The 18,359-nt window shown below is 55.3% G+C and carries 18 protein-coding genes and 1 tRNA gene; 17 read left to right on the forward strand and 2 right to left on the reverse strand.

Annotation, left to right across the window (positions count from 1 at the left end; all coding sequences use genetic code 11):
- Window positions 1-54 precede the first annotated feature (54 nt).
- Together VMN77_05740 and VMN77_05745 are read right to left on the reverse strand one after the other, a co-directional pair.
- Window positions 55-780, reverse strand: coding sequence for a GAF domain-containing protein (locus tag VMN77_05740; GenBank protein HTN43283.1), 726 nt, complete (start codon window positions 778-780; stop codon window positions 55-57).
- A 127-nt stretch (window positions 781-907) separates the two neighbouring features.
- Entirely contained in the window at window positions 908-1,219 is a 312-nt protein-coding gene (locus tag VMN77_05745) for a hypothetical protein (GenBank protein HTN43284.1), read from the reverse strand.
- A gap of 236 nt (window positions 1,220-1,455) precedes the next feature.
- Here VMN77_05745 and VMN77_05750 point away from each other — a divergent pair, with 236 nt between their 5' ends.
- From VMN77_05750 to rpsR, 17 genes are all read left to right on the forward strand, one after another.
- The gene (locus tag VMN77_05750) at window positions 1,456-1,992 is read left to right on the forward strand and encodes a CDP-alcohol phosphatidyltransferase family protein (protein HTN43285.1); all 537 of its coding nucleotides are present in this window, start codon (window positions 1,456-1,458) and stop codon (window positions 1,990-1,992) included.
- 50 nt (window positions 1,993-2,042) lie between these two features.
- Window positions 2,043-2,897: a shikimate dehydrogenase gene (gene aroE, locus VMN77_05755; GenBank protein ID HTN43286.1), complete on the forward strand. Its 855-nt coding sequence runs from the start codon at window positions 2,043-2,045 to the stop codon at window positions 2,895-2,897.
- Between the two features lie 91 nt (window positions 2,898-2,988).
- Window positions 2,989-4,692 (forward strand): type IV-A pilus assembly ATPase PilB, encoded by a 1,704-nt coding sequence (gene pilB, locus VMN77_05760; GenBank protein ID HTN43287.1) that lies wholly within the window; start codon window positions 2,989-2,991, stop codon window positions 4,690-4,692.
- 68 nt (window positions 4,693-4,760) lie between these two features.
- Entirely contained in the window at window positions 4,761-5,867 is a 1,107-nt protein-coding gene (locus VMN77_05765) for a type IV pilus twitching motility protein PilT (GenBank protein HTN43288.1), read from the forward strand.
- A 20-nt stretch (window positions 5,868-5,887) separates the two neighbouring features.
- Window positions 5,888-7,090 carry a type II secretion system F family protein gene (locus tag VMN77_05770; GenBank protein ID HTN43289.1) on the forward strand — a complete coding sequence of 401 codons (1,203 nt, stop codon included), beginning with the start codon at window positions 5,888-5,890 and terminating at the stop codon, window positions 7,088-7,090.
- Between the two features lie 147 nt (window positions 7,091-7,237).
- Window positions 7,238-8,953 (forward strand): ATP-binding protein, encoded by a 1,716-nt coding sequence (locus VMN77_05775; GenBank protein HTN43290.1) that lies wholly within the window; start codon window positions 7,238-7,240, stop codon window positions 8,951-8,953.
- A 2-nt stretch (window positions 8,954-8,955) separates the two neighbouring features.
- Window positions 8,956-10,395 carry a sigma-54 dependent transcriptional regulator gene (locus tag VMN77_05780; GenBank protein HTN43291.1) on the forward strand — a complete coding sequence of 480 codons (1,440 nt, stop codon included), beginning with the start codon at window positions 8,956-8,958 and terminating at the stop codon, window positions 10,393-10,395.
- Window positions 10,396-10,446: 51 nt separating this feature from the next.
- Complete coding sequence (ispE, locus tag VMN77_05785; protein ID HTN43292.1) at window positions 10,447-11,406, forward strand: 4-(cytidine 5'-diphospho)-2-C-methyl-D-erythritol kinase; 960 nt, start codon at window positions 10,447-10,449, stop codon at window positions 11,404-11,406.
- Between the two features lie 35 nt (window positions 11,407-11,441).
- A tRNA-Gln gene (locus tag VMN77_05790) sits at window positions 11,442-11,515 on the forward strand.
- Window positions 11,516-11,586: 71 nt separating this feature from the next.
- Window positions 11,587-12,528, forward strand: coding sequence for a ribose-phosphate pyrophosphokinase (locus tag VMN77_05795; GenBank protein HTN43293.1), 942 nt, complete (start codon window positions 11,587-11,589; stop codon window positions 12,526-12,528).
- Window positions 12,529-12,550: 22 nt separating this feature from the next.
- On the forward strand, window positions 12,551-13,330 hold the full coding sequence (locus tag VMN77_05800) for a 50S ribosomal protein L25 (GenBank protein ID HTN43294.1): 780 nt from the start codon (window positions 12,551-12,553) through the stop codon (window positions 13,328-13,330).
- Between the two features lie 7 nt (window positions 13,331-13,337).
- A complete protein-coding gene (gene pth / locus VMN77_05805) occupies window positions 13,338-13,910 on the forward strand; it encodes an aminoacyl-tRNA hydrolase (protein HTN43295.1) in 573 nt (190 codons plus the stop codon).
- Between the two features lie 81 nt (window positions 13,911-13,991).
- Window positions 13,992-16,019, forward strand: coding sequence for a sodium-translocating pyrophosphatase (locus VMN77_05810; protein HTN43296.1), 2,028 nt, complete (start codon window positions 13,992-13,994; stop codon window positions 16,017-16,019).
- 6 nt (window positions 16,020-16,025) lie between these two features.
- Complete coding sequence (gene ychF, locus VMN77_05815) at window positions 16,026-17,120, forward strand: redox-regulated ATPase YchF (GenBank protein ID HTN43297.1); 1,095 nt, start codon at window positions 16,026-16,028, stop codon at window positions 17,118-17,120.
- A gap of 118 nt (window positions 17,121-17,238) precedes the next feature.
- The gene (rpsF, locus tag VMN77_05820; protein ID HTN43298.1) at window positions 17,239-17,640 is read left to right on the forward strand and encodes a 30S ribosomal protein S6; all 402 of its coding nucleotides are present in this window, start codon (window positions 17,239-17,241) and stop codon (window positions 17,638-17,640) included.
- Between the two features lie 5 nt (window positions 17,641-17,645).
- Entirely contained in the window at window positions 17,646-18,065 is a 420-nt protein-coding gene (locus VMN77_05825) for a single-stranded DNA-binding protein (protein HTN43299.1), read from the forward strand.
- A 62-nt stretch (window positions 18,066-18,127) separates the two neighbouring features.
- Window positions 18,128-18,358, forward strand: a complete 231-nt coding sequence (rpsR, locus tag VMN77_05830; GenBank protein HTN43300.1) for a 30S ribosomal protein S18 — start codon at window positions 18,128-18,130, stop codon at window positions 18,356-18,358.
- Window position 18,359 lies beyond the last annotated feature (1 nt).

The raw sequence follows: 18,359 nt of genomic DNA on the forward strand, positions 1-18,359 counted from the left end.
GGGGTGTGCAATGCGAAGGATTCCGAAGATAAGTGGACCCGGTCATCAAGCGGGTTATCGTAAACGGGCCGCGTTGGCTGTCTCGATGACCAGTGTGGCGTACTGCGCAAAAATGATGAGTAGTTTCAGGTCGTATTCCGTGAGGAGGCGTTTTGCGGGATTGGTGATGGCGTAGTTGATAACCCCGATGATTTTGTCCCGACTGCGCAACGGGGCACAGATTCCGGAACGCAATTCGGTCGCTTTGATTTCGAAATTCTTGAATTGGTCTTGGTTGACCTTCTGGGGGAGGAGCAGGGCCTCGCCGGTCTGGGCCACGTAGCCTGCAATCCCTTCACCAATCTTGGGACGGCTCTGGGCCCGGTATTCCGGTTTGATTCCCAGCGACGTGGCGATGACGAGTATTTTGTTGACCTCATCGACCAGCATGATGGAGCCGCGATCGGCCATAAAAAGTTCCATCGCGGCCTTCAGGATCGTGTCGAGCGCTTTTTCGGGCTGCGTTTCCATTCCGATTGCGGTCATCGCTTTCTGCAACGCCGTCAATTCCTTGAGTTGCACCTGAAGTGCGGAGATTCTCGCTTCTTCTTCCAGAACTTTAAATTGTTCCTCGCGCAGTTGTTTTTGCATTTTTTGAAGTTTGAATTCTTTGTCGATGATGTAGGCACAGAAGAGCAGGAAAAAGACACCCAGGAAGATTATAATGACCGGAGGTTGCCCTGTCAGGAGGCTCAAGACGATGACGGTCCCGGTCGAGGATAGCAGGAGGAGAATAGACATGGCCCAGAGTTCCCATCGTTTCTTCTCAACCGGCGTTATTTTTTTCGTCGAATTCATTGAGATGGACAGCGATCGTCTCCAGAAGCGCGACTTGGGAGCCGAAGGAAAAACGAACGTCTGCCGGCGGTCAGGTGCGACCGGCTTTGTTCAACGCTTCCTCGGGGTAGTTCACCCAAGGTTCCCGCTCGGCCAGATACCGCGGCCCCCGGAAATTCAGGCGGGTGCGAAGGTTCGAAAAACCGGACCGTTGCAACTGCGAGACGAAATGGCGAAGTGTTTCGTCGACCGTGCGAAAGGCCTCTGTCTCAAACGTCAGTCCTTCATAATGAAAGATGGCCTTGTATCCTTTCTCGATGCGCTGGATGTCCACCAGGCGATTAAAGACGCGCTGTCGCTCGTCTTGCCCTTCAATTTGGTGTCGCTCGGTAATTCGCTGCATCGGACGATCTCCAGGATGGCGAAGATTATAGCGAGTTCCTCCCAGGCAATCAATAACTTTTTTGGGTTTAAAGGACCCGGCGGCAGAGTCGGGGATTGCCCCTTCCATACGGATGCGTTGACCGTATCGATTCCGGCCTCGAATCCTTGAGGCGGAGGGGGTTTGGCTTATGTTTGACAATCCATCAGCCGTTTCTTATAATCCCTCATAGTGCATGTTACTCATGGCCATCGGGGATGAACCTTCCAAACCTACTCTCCATTCTTCGTATTCTATTCATACCGGTATTCATTAATTTATTGATCTATCATTACCATGGATGGGCCTTGGCCGTTTTTCTCGCGGCGGGCCTAACGGACAGCCTGGATGGCTTGATTGCGCGGCTGACGAATCAGAGAACGCGGCTGGGGACCTACCTCGACCCAATGGCGGACAAGCTGCTCCTGACGGCGTCCTTCCTGGCCCTCGGGATCCTGCAAATTATCCCGGTTTGGAGTGCCGTGGTCGTGGTCAGCCGAGATATTATTTTGATTTTGGGCGCCTTGATTCTCCATCTGACACAAACCCAGATGGAAATCTCGCCCACCTTCCTCGGGAAAAGCACGACGGCGCTTCAATTGATTTACGTGGCGTTGGTTTTACTCGCGGCCGTAGTTCGGGGGAGCACGGTCAGTCTTTTCCCGGTACTGGTGGTGACGGTCGGGTTAACGATTCTTTCCGGATTACATTACATTTACCGGGGAATTCATCATCTGAATTCCGAACAGGTTTAACCGGTGCCGCGCCGATCCCGGGACAAAACCATTAAACAAAGGCCCTTTGCGTGAACGGTCGAACCCGGTGGCTTGGCATTATTGGGTATCCCATCCGGCATTCCCTTTCCCCATTGATGCACAATGCGGCCATTGAGGCCTTGGGCCTCGACTACTGCTATATTCCCTTGACGGTTGAGCCCCGCCATTTGCGGTCCGCCGTGAATGCGTTGCAACGGCTAGGGTTCCGTGGATTTAACGTGACGATTCCGCACAAGGAAAGAATCATGGCTATTATCGACCGCTTAACTCCGGAAGCCGAGCTCATCGGAGCGGTGAACACGGTTGAAATCCAACGTGAACGGCTGATTGGTCATAATACCGACGGCCGGGGGTTCCTTAGGGCCTTGATGGAGGAGAGCCACCGTTCGGTAGCCGGGCAGCGGGTCCTGCTTTTAGGGGCGGGGGGGGCGGCACGTGCTGTCGCGTTTCAACTGGCCCACGAGGGCGTGAAGAAGTTGTTGATCGCAAACCGCTCCTTAGAAAGGGCCCACGGGCTGGCACGGCATCTACGGCGATCGTCGATCGGGTGCTCGGTTTCTGTCCTCCACTGGATGGGAAAAGCCCTTAATAAATCTGTCCAAGAGTCCGATATCATTATCAATGCAACATCATTGGGAATGAGTCCGTCCGACCCTCCCCTTCTTTCCTCCGCTGTTTTCAAAACCCACCATGTCGTATATGATCTTATATATAAGCCTCCAAGGACCGCCCTGCTCAAACAGGCGGAAGCAGCCGGGGCCACGGCGATTTCAGGGCTTGGAATGCTGGTTTACCAAGGGGCACTTTCCTTTGAAATCTGGACAGGTCGGCGACCTCCGGTGGATGTTATGCGGGAGGCCCTTCGTCAGGCCATCGTTCCCTAGAAACACGGTAGAAGCGACATTGACAATTTGAAAACGATCCAGTAAACTGAAAAAACAGAGGATTCCTTCATCCGAATTCGAGGTAGCAACATTGGTTCCTGAACGTTTAGGGAAAGTTCTCACGGCGGCTCGGGTTATTTCGGAAGAACAGCTCCAGAAAGCCCTCCTCGTCCAAAAAAAGGAGGGCGGCCACTTGGGAAGCATCCTCGTCAAGATGAGTTTTATAGAAGAGGATAAGCTTCTAAAGCTCCTCAGCCAACATTACGGCATTCCCTCCATTGATCTTTCCAAGACCCCGATCGATCCCGCGGTCACAAAACTGGTGCCGGTTGAGGTCGTTCATAAATACCACGTCATTCCGGTCAAACGCTCCGGTGCCACGCTCAGCCTGGCCATGGCGGATCCCACCAATGTTTTTGCGGTGGATGATATCAAATTCATGACCGGATACGAGATCGAACCCATGATCGCCTCGGATACGGCCGTGATGACGGCGATCGCCAAATCGTACGATGTCTCCTCCAAACAACTCCAGACGGTGCTCAAAGATATGGAGACGCTGGACGATTCGAACCTCTCCGTTATTCATGAAGAGGAAGTCGATATTAACCAGTTGAAAGCGGAGGTAGAGGATGCGCCGGTGGTGAAGCTGGCGAATCTGATCCTGGTTGAGGCGATTAAGAAAAAAGTGAGCGATATCCACATCGAGCCCTACGAAAAAAGTTTCCGGGTACGGTACCGTTTGGACGGATCCCTCTACGAGGTGATGGCCCCTCCGAAAAAATTACAAGCGGCCCTGACCTCCCGTTTGAAGATCATGGCCAGCCTGGACATTGCCGAACGTCGCCTACCTCAAGACGGGCGCATCAAAATGAAATTTGAAGATAAAGAGGTCGACCTTCGCGTTTCTTCTCTTCCGTGTTTGTTCGGCGAGAAGATCGTGATGCGGCTGTTGGACAAAAGTAATCTGACGTTGGATATGACCAAACTGGGTTTTGAACCCAATGCCTTAGAAGATTTTATGAAGGCGATCAGCAGTCCGTATGGAATGGTGTTGGTTACGGGTCCGACCGGAAGCGGTAAAACCACCACACTGTACTCCGCTTTGAACTCTATTAATTCCATCGATGTGAACATCATGACGGCCGAGGATCCGGTCGAATACAATCTGATGGGGATCAATCAGGTCCAAATGAAGGATGAGATCGGTCTTAATTTCGCGGCCGCACTCCGTTCTTTCCTCCGACAAGATCCGGACATCATCATGGTGGGCGAAATCCGGGATTATGAAACGGCCGAAATCGGGGTCAAGGCGGCCCTGACAGGACATTTGGTCTTGTCCACGTTGCACACCAATGATGCGCCCAGCACGATCAACCGCCTTCTTAATATGGGCATCGAGCCGTTCTTGGTGGCCTCCTCGGTGGTATTGATTTTGGCCCAGCGGTTGGTCCGACGAATCTGCAAGGACTGTAAAGAGGTAGATAAGATTCCAGTCCAAACACTGGTCAAAGGGGGTATGACGGAGGAGGAAGCTAAAAACGCGGTTTGTTATAAAGGCAAGGGATGTCAAACCTGCAGCGATACGGGCTACAAGGGCCGGGTCGCCTTGTATGAGGTGATGCCCATCGGGGAAGAGGTGCGTGAATTGGTTCTCCAAGGGGCCTCGGCGGATGAGATCAAAAAGCGAGCCATCGGCGCGGGAATGAAAACGTTGCGCATGAGCGGCTTGGCCAAGGTCCGTGAAGGATCGACCACACTGGAAGAGATCGTGGATTCGACCTTCGCGGATTGAAATTTAAAGATCTTAATCAGGCGCAATTTCGGGTACACTATTAGGATGATTGTATCGTAAGGAGACGCATGTCCAATCTGTATCAATTGCTCCAGACCATGATCGAAAAGGGTGCTTCCGATCTCCATATAACCACAGGAAGTCCGCCGCAGATTCGGGTCGATGGCGATCTGGTTCCGTTAAACACGCCCCCATTGACGCCTGCCGAGACAAAACAACTCGTTTACAGTGTGCTAACCGACGCCCAAAAACACAAATTTGAAGAGGAAACGGAACTCGACTTTTCCTTCGGGTTGAAAGGGTTGAGCCGGTTTCGCGCGAATGTCTTCATGCAGCGCGGGGCCGTGGCCTGCGCGATCCGGACCATTCCGTTCAAGATATTGACCTTCGAAGAACTGGGCCTCCCTCCCGTCGTGCGGGAGCTGGTGAAGCGTCCACGCGGGCTGATCCTAGTGACCGGTCCGACGGGTAGCGGCAAATCGACCACACTGGCCACAATGATCGACACGATCAACAGCGAACGGCATGAGCATATCGTGACGATCGAGGATCCGATCGAGTTCCTTCATCCGCATAAGAAATGCCTGGTCAACCAACGGGAGGTCAACTCGGACACCAAATCCTTCAAAACCGCTCTCAAATATATTCTCCGGCAGGATCCCGATGTGGTTCTGGTGGGGGAGATGCGCGACCTGGAAACGATCGAGGCCGCATTGACGATCGCCGAGACCGGTCACCTCACCCTGGCCACGCTTCACACCAATTCCTGCGCCCAGACGATCAACCGGATCATTGATGTCTTTCCGCCGTTTCAACAGCCCCAGGTTCGGGCCCAGTTGTCGTTTGTTCTGGAAGGGGTCATGTCCCAGCAGCTCATGGCCAAGGCGAGCGGACAGGGGAGGGTCCTGGCATTGGAGATCATGGTTCCCACCCCTGCGATCCGCAACTTGATTCGGGAAGACAAGGTCCATCAAATCTATTCCACGATGCAAACCGGCCAGTCGAAGCATGGGATGCAGACGATGAATCAGTCGTTGTCCGAACTCTACCAAAGGCGCTTGATTACCTATGATGACGCCGTTACCCGGAGCAGCAACGTCGAAGAACTGATCAATATGATAGGGCGGAGCGGAATGGCCACGCAAGCGGGTAAGGAACAGCGGGTGGCTCGGTAAACCAAGGATGCGGTGAATCGATGGCAACGTTTGCTTGGACAGGGAAGACGAGACAAGGATCCCAGCAGAAGGGTGAGGTCGTCGCCAAGACCCGCGAGGAGGTGATCGGGCTTCTTCGAAAGCAAAACATCTTGGTGACCTCGATCCAGCAAAAGGCCGGCGCGTTTAATCTCAGTTTCAGTCTCGGCGGCTCCGTCACAGACAAGGACATTGTTATTTTTACGAGGCAGTTTGCCACGATGATCGACGCCGGTCTGCCGCTGGTCCAATGCCTTGAAATTCTTTCGACTCAAACTGAAAACAAGTTCCTATCCAAGGTGGTGGGTGAAGTTCGGCAGGAGGTCGAATCGGGTTCCACCTACGCCGATGCCTTGAGGAAGCATCCCAAGGCGTTTGACGATTTGTATGTGAACATGGTGGCGGCCGGTGAGGCCGGGGGTATTCTCGACACCATCCTAAACCGCCTGGCCAAGCATATCGAGAAGGCCGCAAAGTTGAAAAAGCAGATCAAATCGGCGATGGTCTATCCGCTCACGATCATGGGCGTGGCCGTCGTCATCGTGGCCATCTTGATGATCTGGGTTATTCCGGTCTTCGCCAAGATGTTTTCCGATTTTGGCGGGGCGCTTCCCGCACCAACCCAGATCGTCATCACCGCCAGCAACATATCGAAAAAATACGCACCGTATTTGGCCGTGGGGGCGGTGTTGGGCTGGATTGGATTGAAACGGTTCTATAAGACGCAGATGGGCCGAAAACTGATGGATAGTACGGCGTTAAAGACCCCAGTGATCGGTGATCTCGTCCGCAAAGCGGCCGTCGCCAAATTTACACGAACCCTGGGTACCTTGATCAGCAGCGGGGTTCCCATCCTGGAGGGACTGAATATCACGGCCAAAACGGCGGGCAACAAGGTCATCGAGGAAGCCATCATGACGGCCCGGCAGAGCATTAGCGAAGGTAAGACTGTTTCCGATCCGCTCGGTAAGACGAAGGTATTTCCCCCGATGGTGGTTCAGATGATTGCCGTGGGTGAAACCACGGGGGCCTTGGATGCAATGCTGGGGAAAATCGCCGACTTTTATGAAGAGGAAGTGGATGCGGCGGTCGCCGCATTAACGTCTCTCTTGGAGCCGATGTTGATGGTTTTCCTGGGTGCCATCATCGGGTTCATCGTGGTGGCCATGTACCTGCCGATTTTCAAAATGGCCGGGACCATCTAGGGTTAAGAAGTTCGTCCGATTCTTCTGGCCCGTTCTTTTGCTTTACGTGACGGTAACGTACACCTCCTTGCTTCAAGTTCCGGTCTTAGAACCGAGACGAGTCAGAGCCGCCTTTCTTCCCGTACTGATTTCCACAACCGGATTGTGATGCGCACGATGGAGCTCCAATGGATCCAGCCTGAAGAAATACGGGCCAAGCTCAAGTGGCTCATGGTCCTGCGTGTCGTGATCGTTACGGTGCTGTTGGGTGCCTCGATCGTTCTACAGGTCGGGTACGGGCATATCGGGAAGACGACCACTTCGTTCTCCTATCTGATCGCATCGACATATTGTCTCACGATCGTTTACGGCATCCTACTTAATCGGCTGAAAGTTCTCACGCTGTTTGCCTATGTTCAGATCTTCATTGATCTGATCTATGAAACCCTTCTTGTCTATCTGACAGGCGGGATCGAAAGTCCCTTCTCACCGTTTTATATGATCACCTCGATTGCGGCGAGTGTGATCCTGGGCCGAAAAGGCGGAAGTCTCACCGCGTCCATGGCCAGCGTCCTCTTGGGTTTGCTCGTGGATCTCCAATATTTCGGGTTCTTGCCCGAAACGGCGGCCAGCACGTATTCCGATCGGGAAACGCTCTATTTTCTTTTTTTAAATGTCGTCGGCTTCCTGACCGTGGCTTATTTAAGCGGAGGACTGGCCGAAAAGCTGAGTCTTACACGGGAACGGCTGAAAGAAAAGGCGGCCGGACTGGCCGAATTGAAGGCCTTTCATGAGCACGTGGTACAAAGCATGAGCACCGGGCTGATGACGACCGGGCTGTCCGGAGAGATCACCTCTTTCAATCGTGCGGCGGAGGAAATAATAGGGTATCGGTACGGAGAGGTTAGAGATAGGCCATGGTGGGAGATTTTCGGCTCACCCGACCTGAAAGAGTTGATCAGCGCCGAAAAACCGCTCATGGAACCCTATCGATTTGACCGGGAGTGCCACCGTAAAGACGGAGGAGCCCTTGTGTTGGGGATGACGGTCTCCCCGCTCAAGAACGAAAATGGACAGCAGATCGGAGGCGTCTGGATATTTCAGGACTTGACCCGAATTCGAAAGATGGAGTTGGAGATCGAGCACAAAAAGAGACTGGCGACGATCGGAGAGATGGCCGCCGGAATGGCCCATGAAATCCGAAATCCTCTTGCGTCGTTGAGTGGGTCCATGCAGGTGCTGAGTCGGGATCTTCGTCTCGATGATGAGGAATCCCGTCGGCTGATGGAGATCGCTCTGCGGGAGACCGAACGGCTGAATGGCATCATCACGGCCTTTTTACTATACGCCCGGCCTTCGCCATTGAATAAAAAACGATGGGACATCAACCAGCTCGTTAGGGATACGTTGAGCCTGCTTCGACAAGGCAATGAGTACCAGGAAAACATTGATATTCAATCGAGCCTGGCTCCGGGGGATTTGGATGCCGTTGTGGATGCGGACCAGATCCGGCAAGTTTTTTGGAACCTGTCGATTAATGCGTGTCAGGCCATGCCGCAGGGGGGGCGGCTGCTTGTGACAACCCGTTCCGTGACCATGGGCCCCGATAAGAAGTCACCCGAAACAGCCTGGGTCGAAGTGACGTTTTCAGACGACGGCCACGGGATTCAGAAAGAGCATATGGACAAGATTTTCTATCCTTTTTTTACTACAAAGGATCGGGGTTCAGGCCTTGGTCTTTCGATCGTGCATCGCGTGATCGAGACCCATCAGGGTCGGGTTCATGTCGAGAGTCAACCGGGCGAAGGAACCCGTTTTATCCTCTTGCTGCCGGTCGGAGAACCGACAACATCTGTCCGAATTGAAAAATTAAGGAGCCGTTGACCGTGGAAAAGATATTAGTCGTAGATGATGAGAAAAGCATGCGGGATTTCCTGAGCATCGTGCTCAAGAAGGAAGGCTATGCTGTCACGACGGCTGACGACGGGGAGATGGCGAGCCGCTTGGTCCAGAAAGAAATTTTCGATCTGGTCTTGACGGATGTCAAGATGCCCAAATTGAGCGGTCTTCAAGTCCTCAAGACGGTGAAGGAGACATCGCCCGACACCATTGTCGTCATGATCACGGCCTTTGCTTCCACCGAAACGGCGATTGAAGCCATGAAGGAGGGAGCCTACGATTACCTTACCAAGCCCTTTCAAATCGAGGAAGTCAGGTTGATTATTCAGAATGCACTGGAGAAAAAACGACTCCGGACCGAGAATCAGCTTTTGAAAAAGCGGGTGAAAGGGGCCGCCGCCCTGGAGGATATTATCGGCCGAAGCGGGGGCATGCAGAATGTGATCCAGGTGATCAAGAAGGTCGCGAATACCCAGAGCAATGTCCTGATCCTGGGTGAGAGCGGCACGGGGAAGGAACTGGTCGCCCAGGCGATTCATTCCGACAGCCTGCGCAAGGACAAACCATTTGTCACCGTCAATTGCAGCGCGCTTCCCGAGCCTCTTCTGGAGAGCGAATTGTTCGGCCACATGAAGGGATCCTTTACGGGAGCGCATGCGAACAAACCGGGCCTGTTCGAGATCGCCCACGAGGGGACGATTTTCCTGGACGAGATTGGAGACACCCCGTCGGGGATTCAGGCCAAGCTGCTGCGTGTCTTGGAAGAAAAAGAGTTCCGCCGAATCGGCGGAACGCAAAACATTCATGTCGATGTCCGAATCATTGCGGCCACCAACAAAGATCTTGAAAAGGCGGTGGCGGAGGGGACGTTTCGGGAGGACCTCTATTACCGACTGGATGTCATCCCCATTGTTCTGCCGCCGCTTCGAGAGCGGGTGGAGGATATCCCGCTCCTGGTCCGTCATTTTCTCACCGTCATGAATCAAGGGTTGAATAAAAAGATCCGGACGATCACGCCGGAGGCCATGAAGGCTTTACAGGCTCACCCGTGGCGAGGAAACGTGCGAGAGCTGGAGAACGTCATCGAACGCGTTGTGGCTTTAACGACGGGTGAGGCCATCGAACTCAAGGATGTGACGGAATGTCTCCAGAGGCCGGGGGGGGGCAAGGAGTCGTTATTGACGACCCTCCCGTCGGAAGGACTGGATCTGGACAAAGTGATCGGCGACTTGGAAAAAACCCTTCTTTTGAAGGCCCTGGAGCGAACCAATTGGATCAAGCGGGATGCGGCCAATCTGCTTCGGTTGAACATGCGTTCTTTCCGGTACCGTCTGGACAAGCACAGCATCCGAAAAAATCGCGAACCCGGATCTCTTCCGGATGCCCCGAAGGGTGATGAAGAGGAATCGGATACCCCCGCCCCCTGAGCGGGTTTCATGGCCTTCCACTGAATATCATCAATGGATCACTCCTCTCGCATGCGCTCACGTTGGACTGTCACTTTGCGTGCACCCGCCAAGATCAACCTCCTGTTGAACGTCCTGGAGCGTCATTCGACCCGATATCATCCCATCGTCTCCTTAATGCAGATGGTTGGTCTTCAGGATCGGTTGACCTTGACCTTGAAACCGGTCCGGTATGGGATCCGAATTGTGACCCGGACTCAAAACCTTCCCTTGGGCGAGGATAATCTGATTACACGGGCCGCACGGGCCTTCGCGAAGCGTTATGGGATCGAAACCGGATTGCGAATCGAGCTGGACAAAAGGATCCCGATCGGTGCCGGGCTCGGCGGCGGAAGCAGCGATGCGGCGGCGACGCTTCATGGTCTATGCCGCCTGCACCGGATGACTCCGCCTGCCGCGGAACTCGCGGGCCTGGGGCGGAATCTGGGCAGCGATGTTCCTTTTTTTTTCGGAGGGCCGACCGCTTGGGTCTCCGGGGTCGGAGACCGGATTAATCCGATTTGTTTGGGAGAAAACCTCTGGGCCGTGTTGGCCAATCCCGGGTTCGAGGTTTCGACGGCTTGGGTCTATTCCGAGTTGGATCGGGTCCGTGCCGAAGGATTAACCCCGCCGGGACCTTTCCTTAAAAAAATAGGATTGACTTTGGATCGAAATCGGCTTAAAATCTCAACCCGTGCGAGCAAGGCCTTCCCGCTGACGAAACGATCATTCCCCCTCCACAATGACTTGGAAGTGATCACGATCAGACGATACCCGGTCATTGAGACCATGAAGGAGCGCCTGTGTTCATTGGGAGCGAGGGGGGCCTTGATGTCCGGCAGCGGACCGACCGTGTTTGGCGTGTTTCCGGATCGTTCATCCGCACACGCGGCGGCGGCGGTTCTTCGGCAGGATTTGGCGTGGGGACGGGTCCGTCGGCACGGAGGCTGGACCATCTGGGTGGCACGGCTATTGACCCGGTCCCCGTGGTAAAACCATGGCCCGACTCGGTGATGCAAAAGGAATATTCGGAGGTCGTCCAACGGTAGGACAGCAGCCTTTGGAGCTGCGAATTGGGGTTCGAGTCCCTACCTCCGAACCAATAACAAAAATGAGGATGGCCTTAAGGACCCGGGTCATTCATGCCGCGCTTCATTTCATGGCAGGAACGCTGTGTTAAACGAGCTTAAACTGATTTCTGGAAATTCGAACATTCCGCTGGCCAAGGAAATCTGCGATCACCTCGGCATTGCATTGGGCGCGGCGACCGTCTCGGCATTCAGCGACGGGGAGATTCTTGTCCGGATCGAGGAGAACGTTCGCGGAATGGATGTGTTTGTGGTTCAATCCTGTTCGGATCCGGTCAACAAGCACGTCATGGAACTCCTCATCATGATCGACGCGCTAAAACGTTCGTCGGCCCGTCGGATCACCGCCGTCATTCCTTATTTCGGCTATGCGAGACAGGATCGGAAGGACCAGCCCCGGGTGCCGGTCACCGCGAAGTTGGTGGCGGATCTGATCACGACGGCCGGGGCCCATAAGGTCTTGACCGTGGATCTGCATGCGGGACAGATCCAGGGCTTCTTTAATATCCCGGTCGATCACTTGTACGCGACGCCGGTGCTTCTCAACCATCTCCGTACCATGGATCTGAAGGATCTGGTGGTGGTGTCGCCGGATGCCGGGGGAGTGGAACGGGCCCGTGCCTTTGCCAAACGGCTCAACGCGAGTCTGGCGATTATCGACAAACGCCGCGAGGGTCCGAACCAGGCCAAGATCATGAACATTGTCGGCGATGTTGACAATCGCGATGTGCTCCTTTTGGATGATATGATCGACACCGCCGGAACCATTACCCAAGGCGGGCAGGCTTGCGCCGACAAAGGGGCCCGCCGCGTCCTGGCAGGCTGTACGCATGCTGTTTTATCCGGCCCGGCGTTGCAGCGCCTCAACGATTCGGTGCTGGGTCAGGTGATTGTCACAAACACCGTTCCCTTGGCCGGCAAGGAACAGATTTGCAAAAAAATAGAGGTTCTGTCCGTCGCCCCGCTTCTGGGCGAGGCGATTCGTCGGATTCATAACGAAGAATCGGTGAGTTCGTTATTCGTGTAACTGTAACGCAAGGGAGATCGATATGCAACGCATGGATTTGGAGGCGGAACAGCGTCAGCAAAGCGGAAAAGGGGTGGCCCGAGCTCTCCGACGGTCCGGAAAGATTCCCGCCGTCTTGTACGGGGAAGGGAAGTCAAGCCTACTGGCCGTTGCCCCCGCGGATTTGATTAAAATTCTGAAGTCGGAATCGGGGGAGAACGCCTTGATCAATCTGAAGATCAAAGGCGGAAAATCGCTCGAAACCCGGACGGCGATCCTCCGCGATTTTCAAAAGGATCCCATCAGCGGAGGCATTTTGCATGCGGATCTGTTCGAGATCAATATGAACAAGGCGATCCGCGTGAGGGTTCCCATCATGGTCAAGGGCGATGTGCCGGAAGGGGTCAAGTTGGGCGGTGTCCTCCAGCACAACCTTCGGGAGATGATGATCGAATGTCTCCCTTCCATGATTCCCGACCATCTCGATGTCGATGCGACTCACTTGAAGATCGGGGAGTCGATTCATATCCGGGATCTTCAGGTCGAACAGGGAATCCGGATTCTCGAAGACAAGGATCTTCCCATTGTGTCGGTGGCGGCCCCGATGTCGGAGGCCAAACTGGAAGAAATTCTGGCGGGGACGCCGGCCGAGGCGAAGGAGCCCGAGGTGATCGGAAAGAAGAAGGAAGAGGGTGAGGCGGAAGCGGGCGCGGAACCCGCGGCCGGCGGAAAAGCGGGAGAGAAGGCGGAGGCCAAGGGCGAGAGCAAGGCCCCTAAACCGGGCGGCAAGGAAGAGAAGAAGGAGTCCGGAGCGAAAGGGTAATTTCCTATTGAAGATCCTGGTCGGGCTTGGAAACCCGGGGGCGGAGTACGCGCACAGCCGTCACAATATCGGGTTTATGGTTCTCGATGCCTTCGCGAAATCTCTGGCCGCTTCCTTCCGGAAAACATCTTCGCGGATGGTCATCGCCTCCGGCACGATCCGTGATCGGAACCGAAACGAAGAACACGTGGTCCTGGCAAAGCCGCAGACCTATATGAACCGGAGCGGGCCTGCGACCCTGGAGCTTCTCCGGGAAACCGGAGCCGGACCGTCGGATCTTCTTGTGGTTCACGATGATCTGGATCTGAGTCTCGGACGCCTTCGGCTCAAGTCGAAAGGAGGGCATGGCGGTCATCGCGGAGTCCAATCCATCATCGCGTCACTCCAGACCCACCATTTTTTTCGCTTCCGCGTAGGCATCGGCCGACCGCCGGCTCACCAGGCGGCGGATCGGTATGTTCTCTCGGTTTTTCTTCCGGAAGAAAGATCCATTGTACAGGAGATGATTGAGCGATCCGTCATGGCCTTGGACTGTTTCATTAAGGAAGGGCCGGAAGCAACCATGAACCGGTTTCACTGATTTGACAGGGTGTGAATGCGACGAATCTCTACTTGCTTTTTCACGAAACGATGACCGGATGAGGAGGCGTCAAGCATGGATTTGACAAGCGGTTCGATCTTTTTTTCCGTGGCATGCGGATTGGCCGCGGTAATCTATGGGGCCGTGGCGGCTCGATGGGTTCTGGCCCTGTCGGCCGGTTCGGAGCGGATGCAGGAAATCGCGAAGGCTGTTCAGGAGGGAGCGAAGGCCTTCTTAAACCGCCAATATACAACGATTGCGGGGGTGGGCCTGGTTCTGTTCATTATCCTGTGGACCACCCTGGGAGCCAAAACGGCGATCGGGTTTCTGATCGGTGCGATCTCGTCCGCTGCGGCCGGTTATATCGGAATGAACATCTCGGTGCGGGCCAATGTCAGAACGGCTGAAGCGGCCAAACAGGGTCTCGCCGCGGCCTTCGCGGTGGCCTTTCGGGGCGGATCCATCACCGGGCTTCTGGTGGTGGGTCTGGGTCTTTTATCGGTCGCGGGGTACTACGGTATATTGGAAGCCATGACACCGGCCGGCGAGCAAGTGAATATCACGCCCCTGGTGGGTCTCGGGTTCGGGGGGAGCCTGATCAGTATCTTCGCCCGTCTGGGCGGGGGGATCTTCACGAAGGCGGCCGACGTCGGGGCGGACTTGGTCGGCAAGGTTGAGGCCGGAATTCCGGAGGACGATCCGCGGAATCCGGCCGTCATCGCGGACAACGTCGGCGACAATGTCGGGGACTGCGCCGGTATGGCCGCGGATCTGTTTGAAACGTATGCCGTGACCATCATCTCGACCATGCTCCTGGGCATCCTGGTTTTTAGCGGGGCAAAACAGGTTTTGGTTTATCCATTGGTTGTGGGCGGTATTTCGATCATTACTTCCATCGTCGGTACATTCTTTGCCCGCGTCGGAAGCAAGGGCTACATCATGGGCGCGTTGTACAAGGGTCTGGCGGTTTCGGGGCTGCTTTCGGCCGTCGCGCTCTATCCCGTTACCCTTTGGATGCTCCAGGGACTCAGCGGGGCTGATCCAAGCCGAATCTATGGCACCGTGCTGGTCGGTCTGATTGTGACGGCGGCCCTGGTGATGATCACGGAATATTACACATCCACTTCCTTCGGCCCCGTCCGGGGGATCGCAAAGGCGTCCACTACCGGCCACGGAACCAACATCATCGCCGGCCTGGCCGTGAGCATGAAGGCGACGGCGCTGCCGGTGCTTGTGATCGCCGCGGGTGTTTTGGCCGCGTTCCACCTCGCCGGCCTTTACGGCGTGGCCGTCGCGGCCGTCTCGATGCTGTCGATGGCCGGAATGGTCGTGGCGCTGGACGCCTACGGTCCCATCACCGACAACGCCGGCGGAATCGCCGAGATGGCCGGCCTGGATAAGAGCGTCCGCGCGATCACGGATCCGCTCGATGCCGTGGGCAACACCACCAAGGCCGTGACGAAGGGATACGCGATCGGGTCGGCCGGTCTGGCCGCCATCGTTCTTTTCGCATCGTATACGCAGGATCTGAATAACCTTCTGGACATTAAAGTGGTGTTCACGTTGAGCGATCCCTATATCTTGGTTGGCCTTTTCATCGGCGGAATGCTTCCCTATCTCTTTTCCGCATTGAGCATGGAGGCCGTTGGGAAAGCCGCAGGGATGATCGTGGAAGAAGTCCGTCGGCAATTCCGCGAGATTCCGGGGATCATGCAGGGAACCGGCCGCCCGGATTACGGCCGGGCCGTGGATATCGTGACCCGATCGGCCATCCGGGAAATGATCGTTCCCGGGTTGATTCCAGTTCTGTCGCCCATTGCGGTCGGGCTTCTTCTGGGACCGAAGGCCTTGGGCGGGGTCCTGGTTGGAAGCATCGTCACCGGCCTGTTCGTGGCGATCTCGATGACCAGCGGCGGGGGCGCCTGGGACAACGCTAAAAAATATATCGAGGAAGGGAATTACGGGGGCAAGGGGAGTGAGGCCCACAAAGCAGCCGTGACGGGCGATACCGTCGGCGATCCGTACAAGGACACCGCCGGGCCGGCGATCAATCCGATGATCAAGATCATCAACATCGTGGCCTTGTTGATGATCCCGCTGCTCGTGTAACCAATCATGGGATTTAATTGTGGAATTGTCGGGCTCCCCAACGTGGGGAAATCGACCCTCTTCAACGCCTTGACGGCCGCGGGCGCGGCGGTGGCGAATTATCCGTTCTGCACGATCGAGCCGAACGTCGGGGTCGTGGCCGTTCCGGACCAACGGCTTTACCGGTTGGTCGAGATTTTCAAATCAAAGAAGGTTGTTCCAACGACGGTTGAGTTCGTCGATATTGCCGGACTGGTCCAGGGGGCCAGCCAAGGGGAAGGTCTGGGCAACAAGTTCTTAAGCCACATTCGAAGCGTGGATGCGATCGTTCACATCGTCCGCTGCTTTGAGAATCCGGATGTCGTGCATGTTTCGGGTTCGGTGGACCCCGCGAGAGATATCGAGATTATCGAGACCGAACTGGTCCTGGCCGATCTGGAAACGGTGGAGCGTCGTCTTCAATCGGTTGAGAAAAAGGTCCGGTCGGGAGAGGCGAAGGCCGCGGAGGAACACGTCTTCACGCAGCGGATTCACGCCTTGCTGGCGAAGGGGGAGCCGGTCCGCGGGAAACCCTACTCGCCGGAGCAGATTCGGTGGCTGCACGAGATGCATCTTCTGACCGACAAGCCGGTGTTGTATGTCGCCAATGTATCGGAGACCGATCTGGGACGGGAAACCGTTCTAGTACAGCAGGTTCGTAAAATCGCGGAACGGGAAGGGGCCCGTGTAATCGCCATCAGCGGGCAAGTCGAGGCCGAGGTGATTGCGTTGCCGAAAGAGGAGCGGGCCTCCTTCTTGAAGGAACTGGGGCTGGCCGAATCCGGGCTGGACCTCCTAATTCAGGCGGGTTACCAATTACTGGGGCTCATCACCTTTTTTACGGCCGGGGAGCCGGAGTCGAGGGCCTGGACCGTTCCGCAGGGGACCAAGGCCCCGCAGGCGGCCGGAAAAATCCACAGCGATATGGAAAAGGGTTTTATCCGGGCCGAGGTCATGGCCTACTCCGATCTGATCGCTTGCGGAAACGCGGCAACGGTTCGCGAACGGGGGCTGCTTCGGGTGGAGGGACGGGATTACATCGTTCGGGATGGAGATATCCTGCATTTCAGGTTTCAGGTCTGAAAAGGGCTGTTGATTTTAACGGGAAGGATGTGTTACAAGAGTGACACGTTGTCGGGGTAGTTGGTACCTCGCTCTCAACGTTGCTTGAGGGCTTGACATCCAGGAGGGAGCAATCTTTATGCAGCTGTATGAGTCCATTTTCATCGTTCGGCCAAACTTAACCGAAGAAGAGGTGACGAAAGTCGTTGAAAAAATGAAAGGGGTCGTCGAAAAAAACGGGGGCACCCTTTTGCAGACCGAAAACTGGGGAAAGCGAAAGCTGGCCTATGAAGTAGATAAGGAGAAGAAGGGGACCTATATCATTTTCCGTTTCAAGGGCGACGGAAAAGTAGTAAACGATCTCGAACACAGCTTTCAAATGGAAGACGGCGTCATCAAATTTCTAACGGTCAAACCGTCCAAAGGCGATTCGGGCACGCTGGTCATGCCTTCGCCGGATGAGGGACGACCCTTCCGGGGCCGATCCGGACATGACCGGGACGATCGCCGGTGGTCGGAATCCGGTAAAAAGGCGGATTAGAAAAGATGGTCAGTTACAACAAGGTGATCCTAATCGGCAACCTCACCAAAGATCCCGAAATCCGGTACACCCCCAGCGGGACGCCGGTGGCCAACTTCCGTCTTGCGGTCAACCACAAATATAAACAGGGCGAGGACCTCAAAGAGGAGGTCTGTTATATTGACGTGGTGGTTTTTGGTAAACAGGCCGAAAATTGCGGTCAATACTTGAACAAGGGACAGAGCGTGATCGTGGACGGACGGCTTCAGGAACGCCGGTGGGAAACGGAGGACGGACAAAAACGCAGCAAGCATGAAGTGGTGGCCCAGGCGGTTCGTTTCATGCCCAAACGGGGGGAGGCGGCTCCTCCATCCGCTAAGGCGGAATCCATTCCGGAGGATGTCGAGCCGGCCGTGGGGGGCCCGGATAACGATGTCCCGTTCTGAAGGCATCGCCACAAAAAAATAAAACGGCTGAACCCAGTCAAGGAAACAATAAGGAGGATTCGGTGGAGAAAGGCCGGTTTACGCAGCGGAAGAAAAATTGCCGCTTTTGCGCCGACAAGATCAAATTTATTGATTATAAAGACACCTCGTTGTTGCGGAACTTCGTGACGGAGCGGGGAAAGATCGTCCCGCGACGGATTTCCGGCAATTGCGCGTCTCATCAGAGGGATGTGGGTCAAGCCATTAAACGAGCCCGGAGCATTGCCCTTCTGGCGTTTGCCGAGGAACGCTGAG

This window comes from Nitrospiria bacterium (assembly GCA_035498035.1).
Taxonomy (GTDB): Bacteria; Nitrospirota; Nitrospiria; order JACQBZ01; family JACQBZ01; genus JACQBZ01.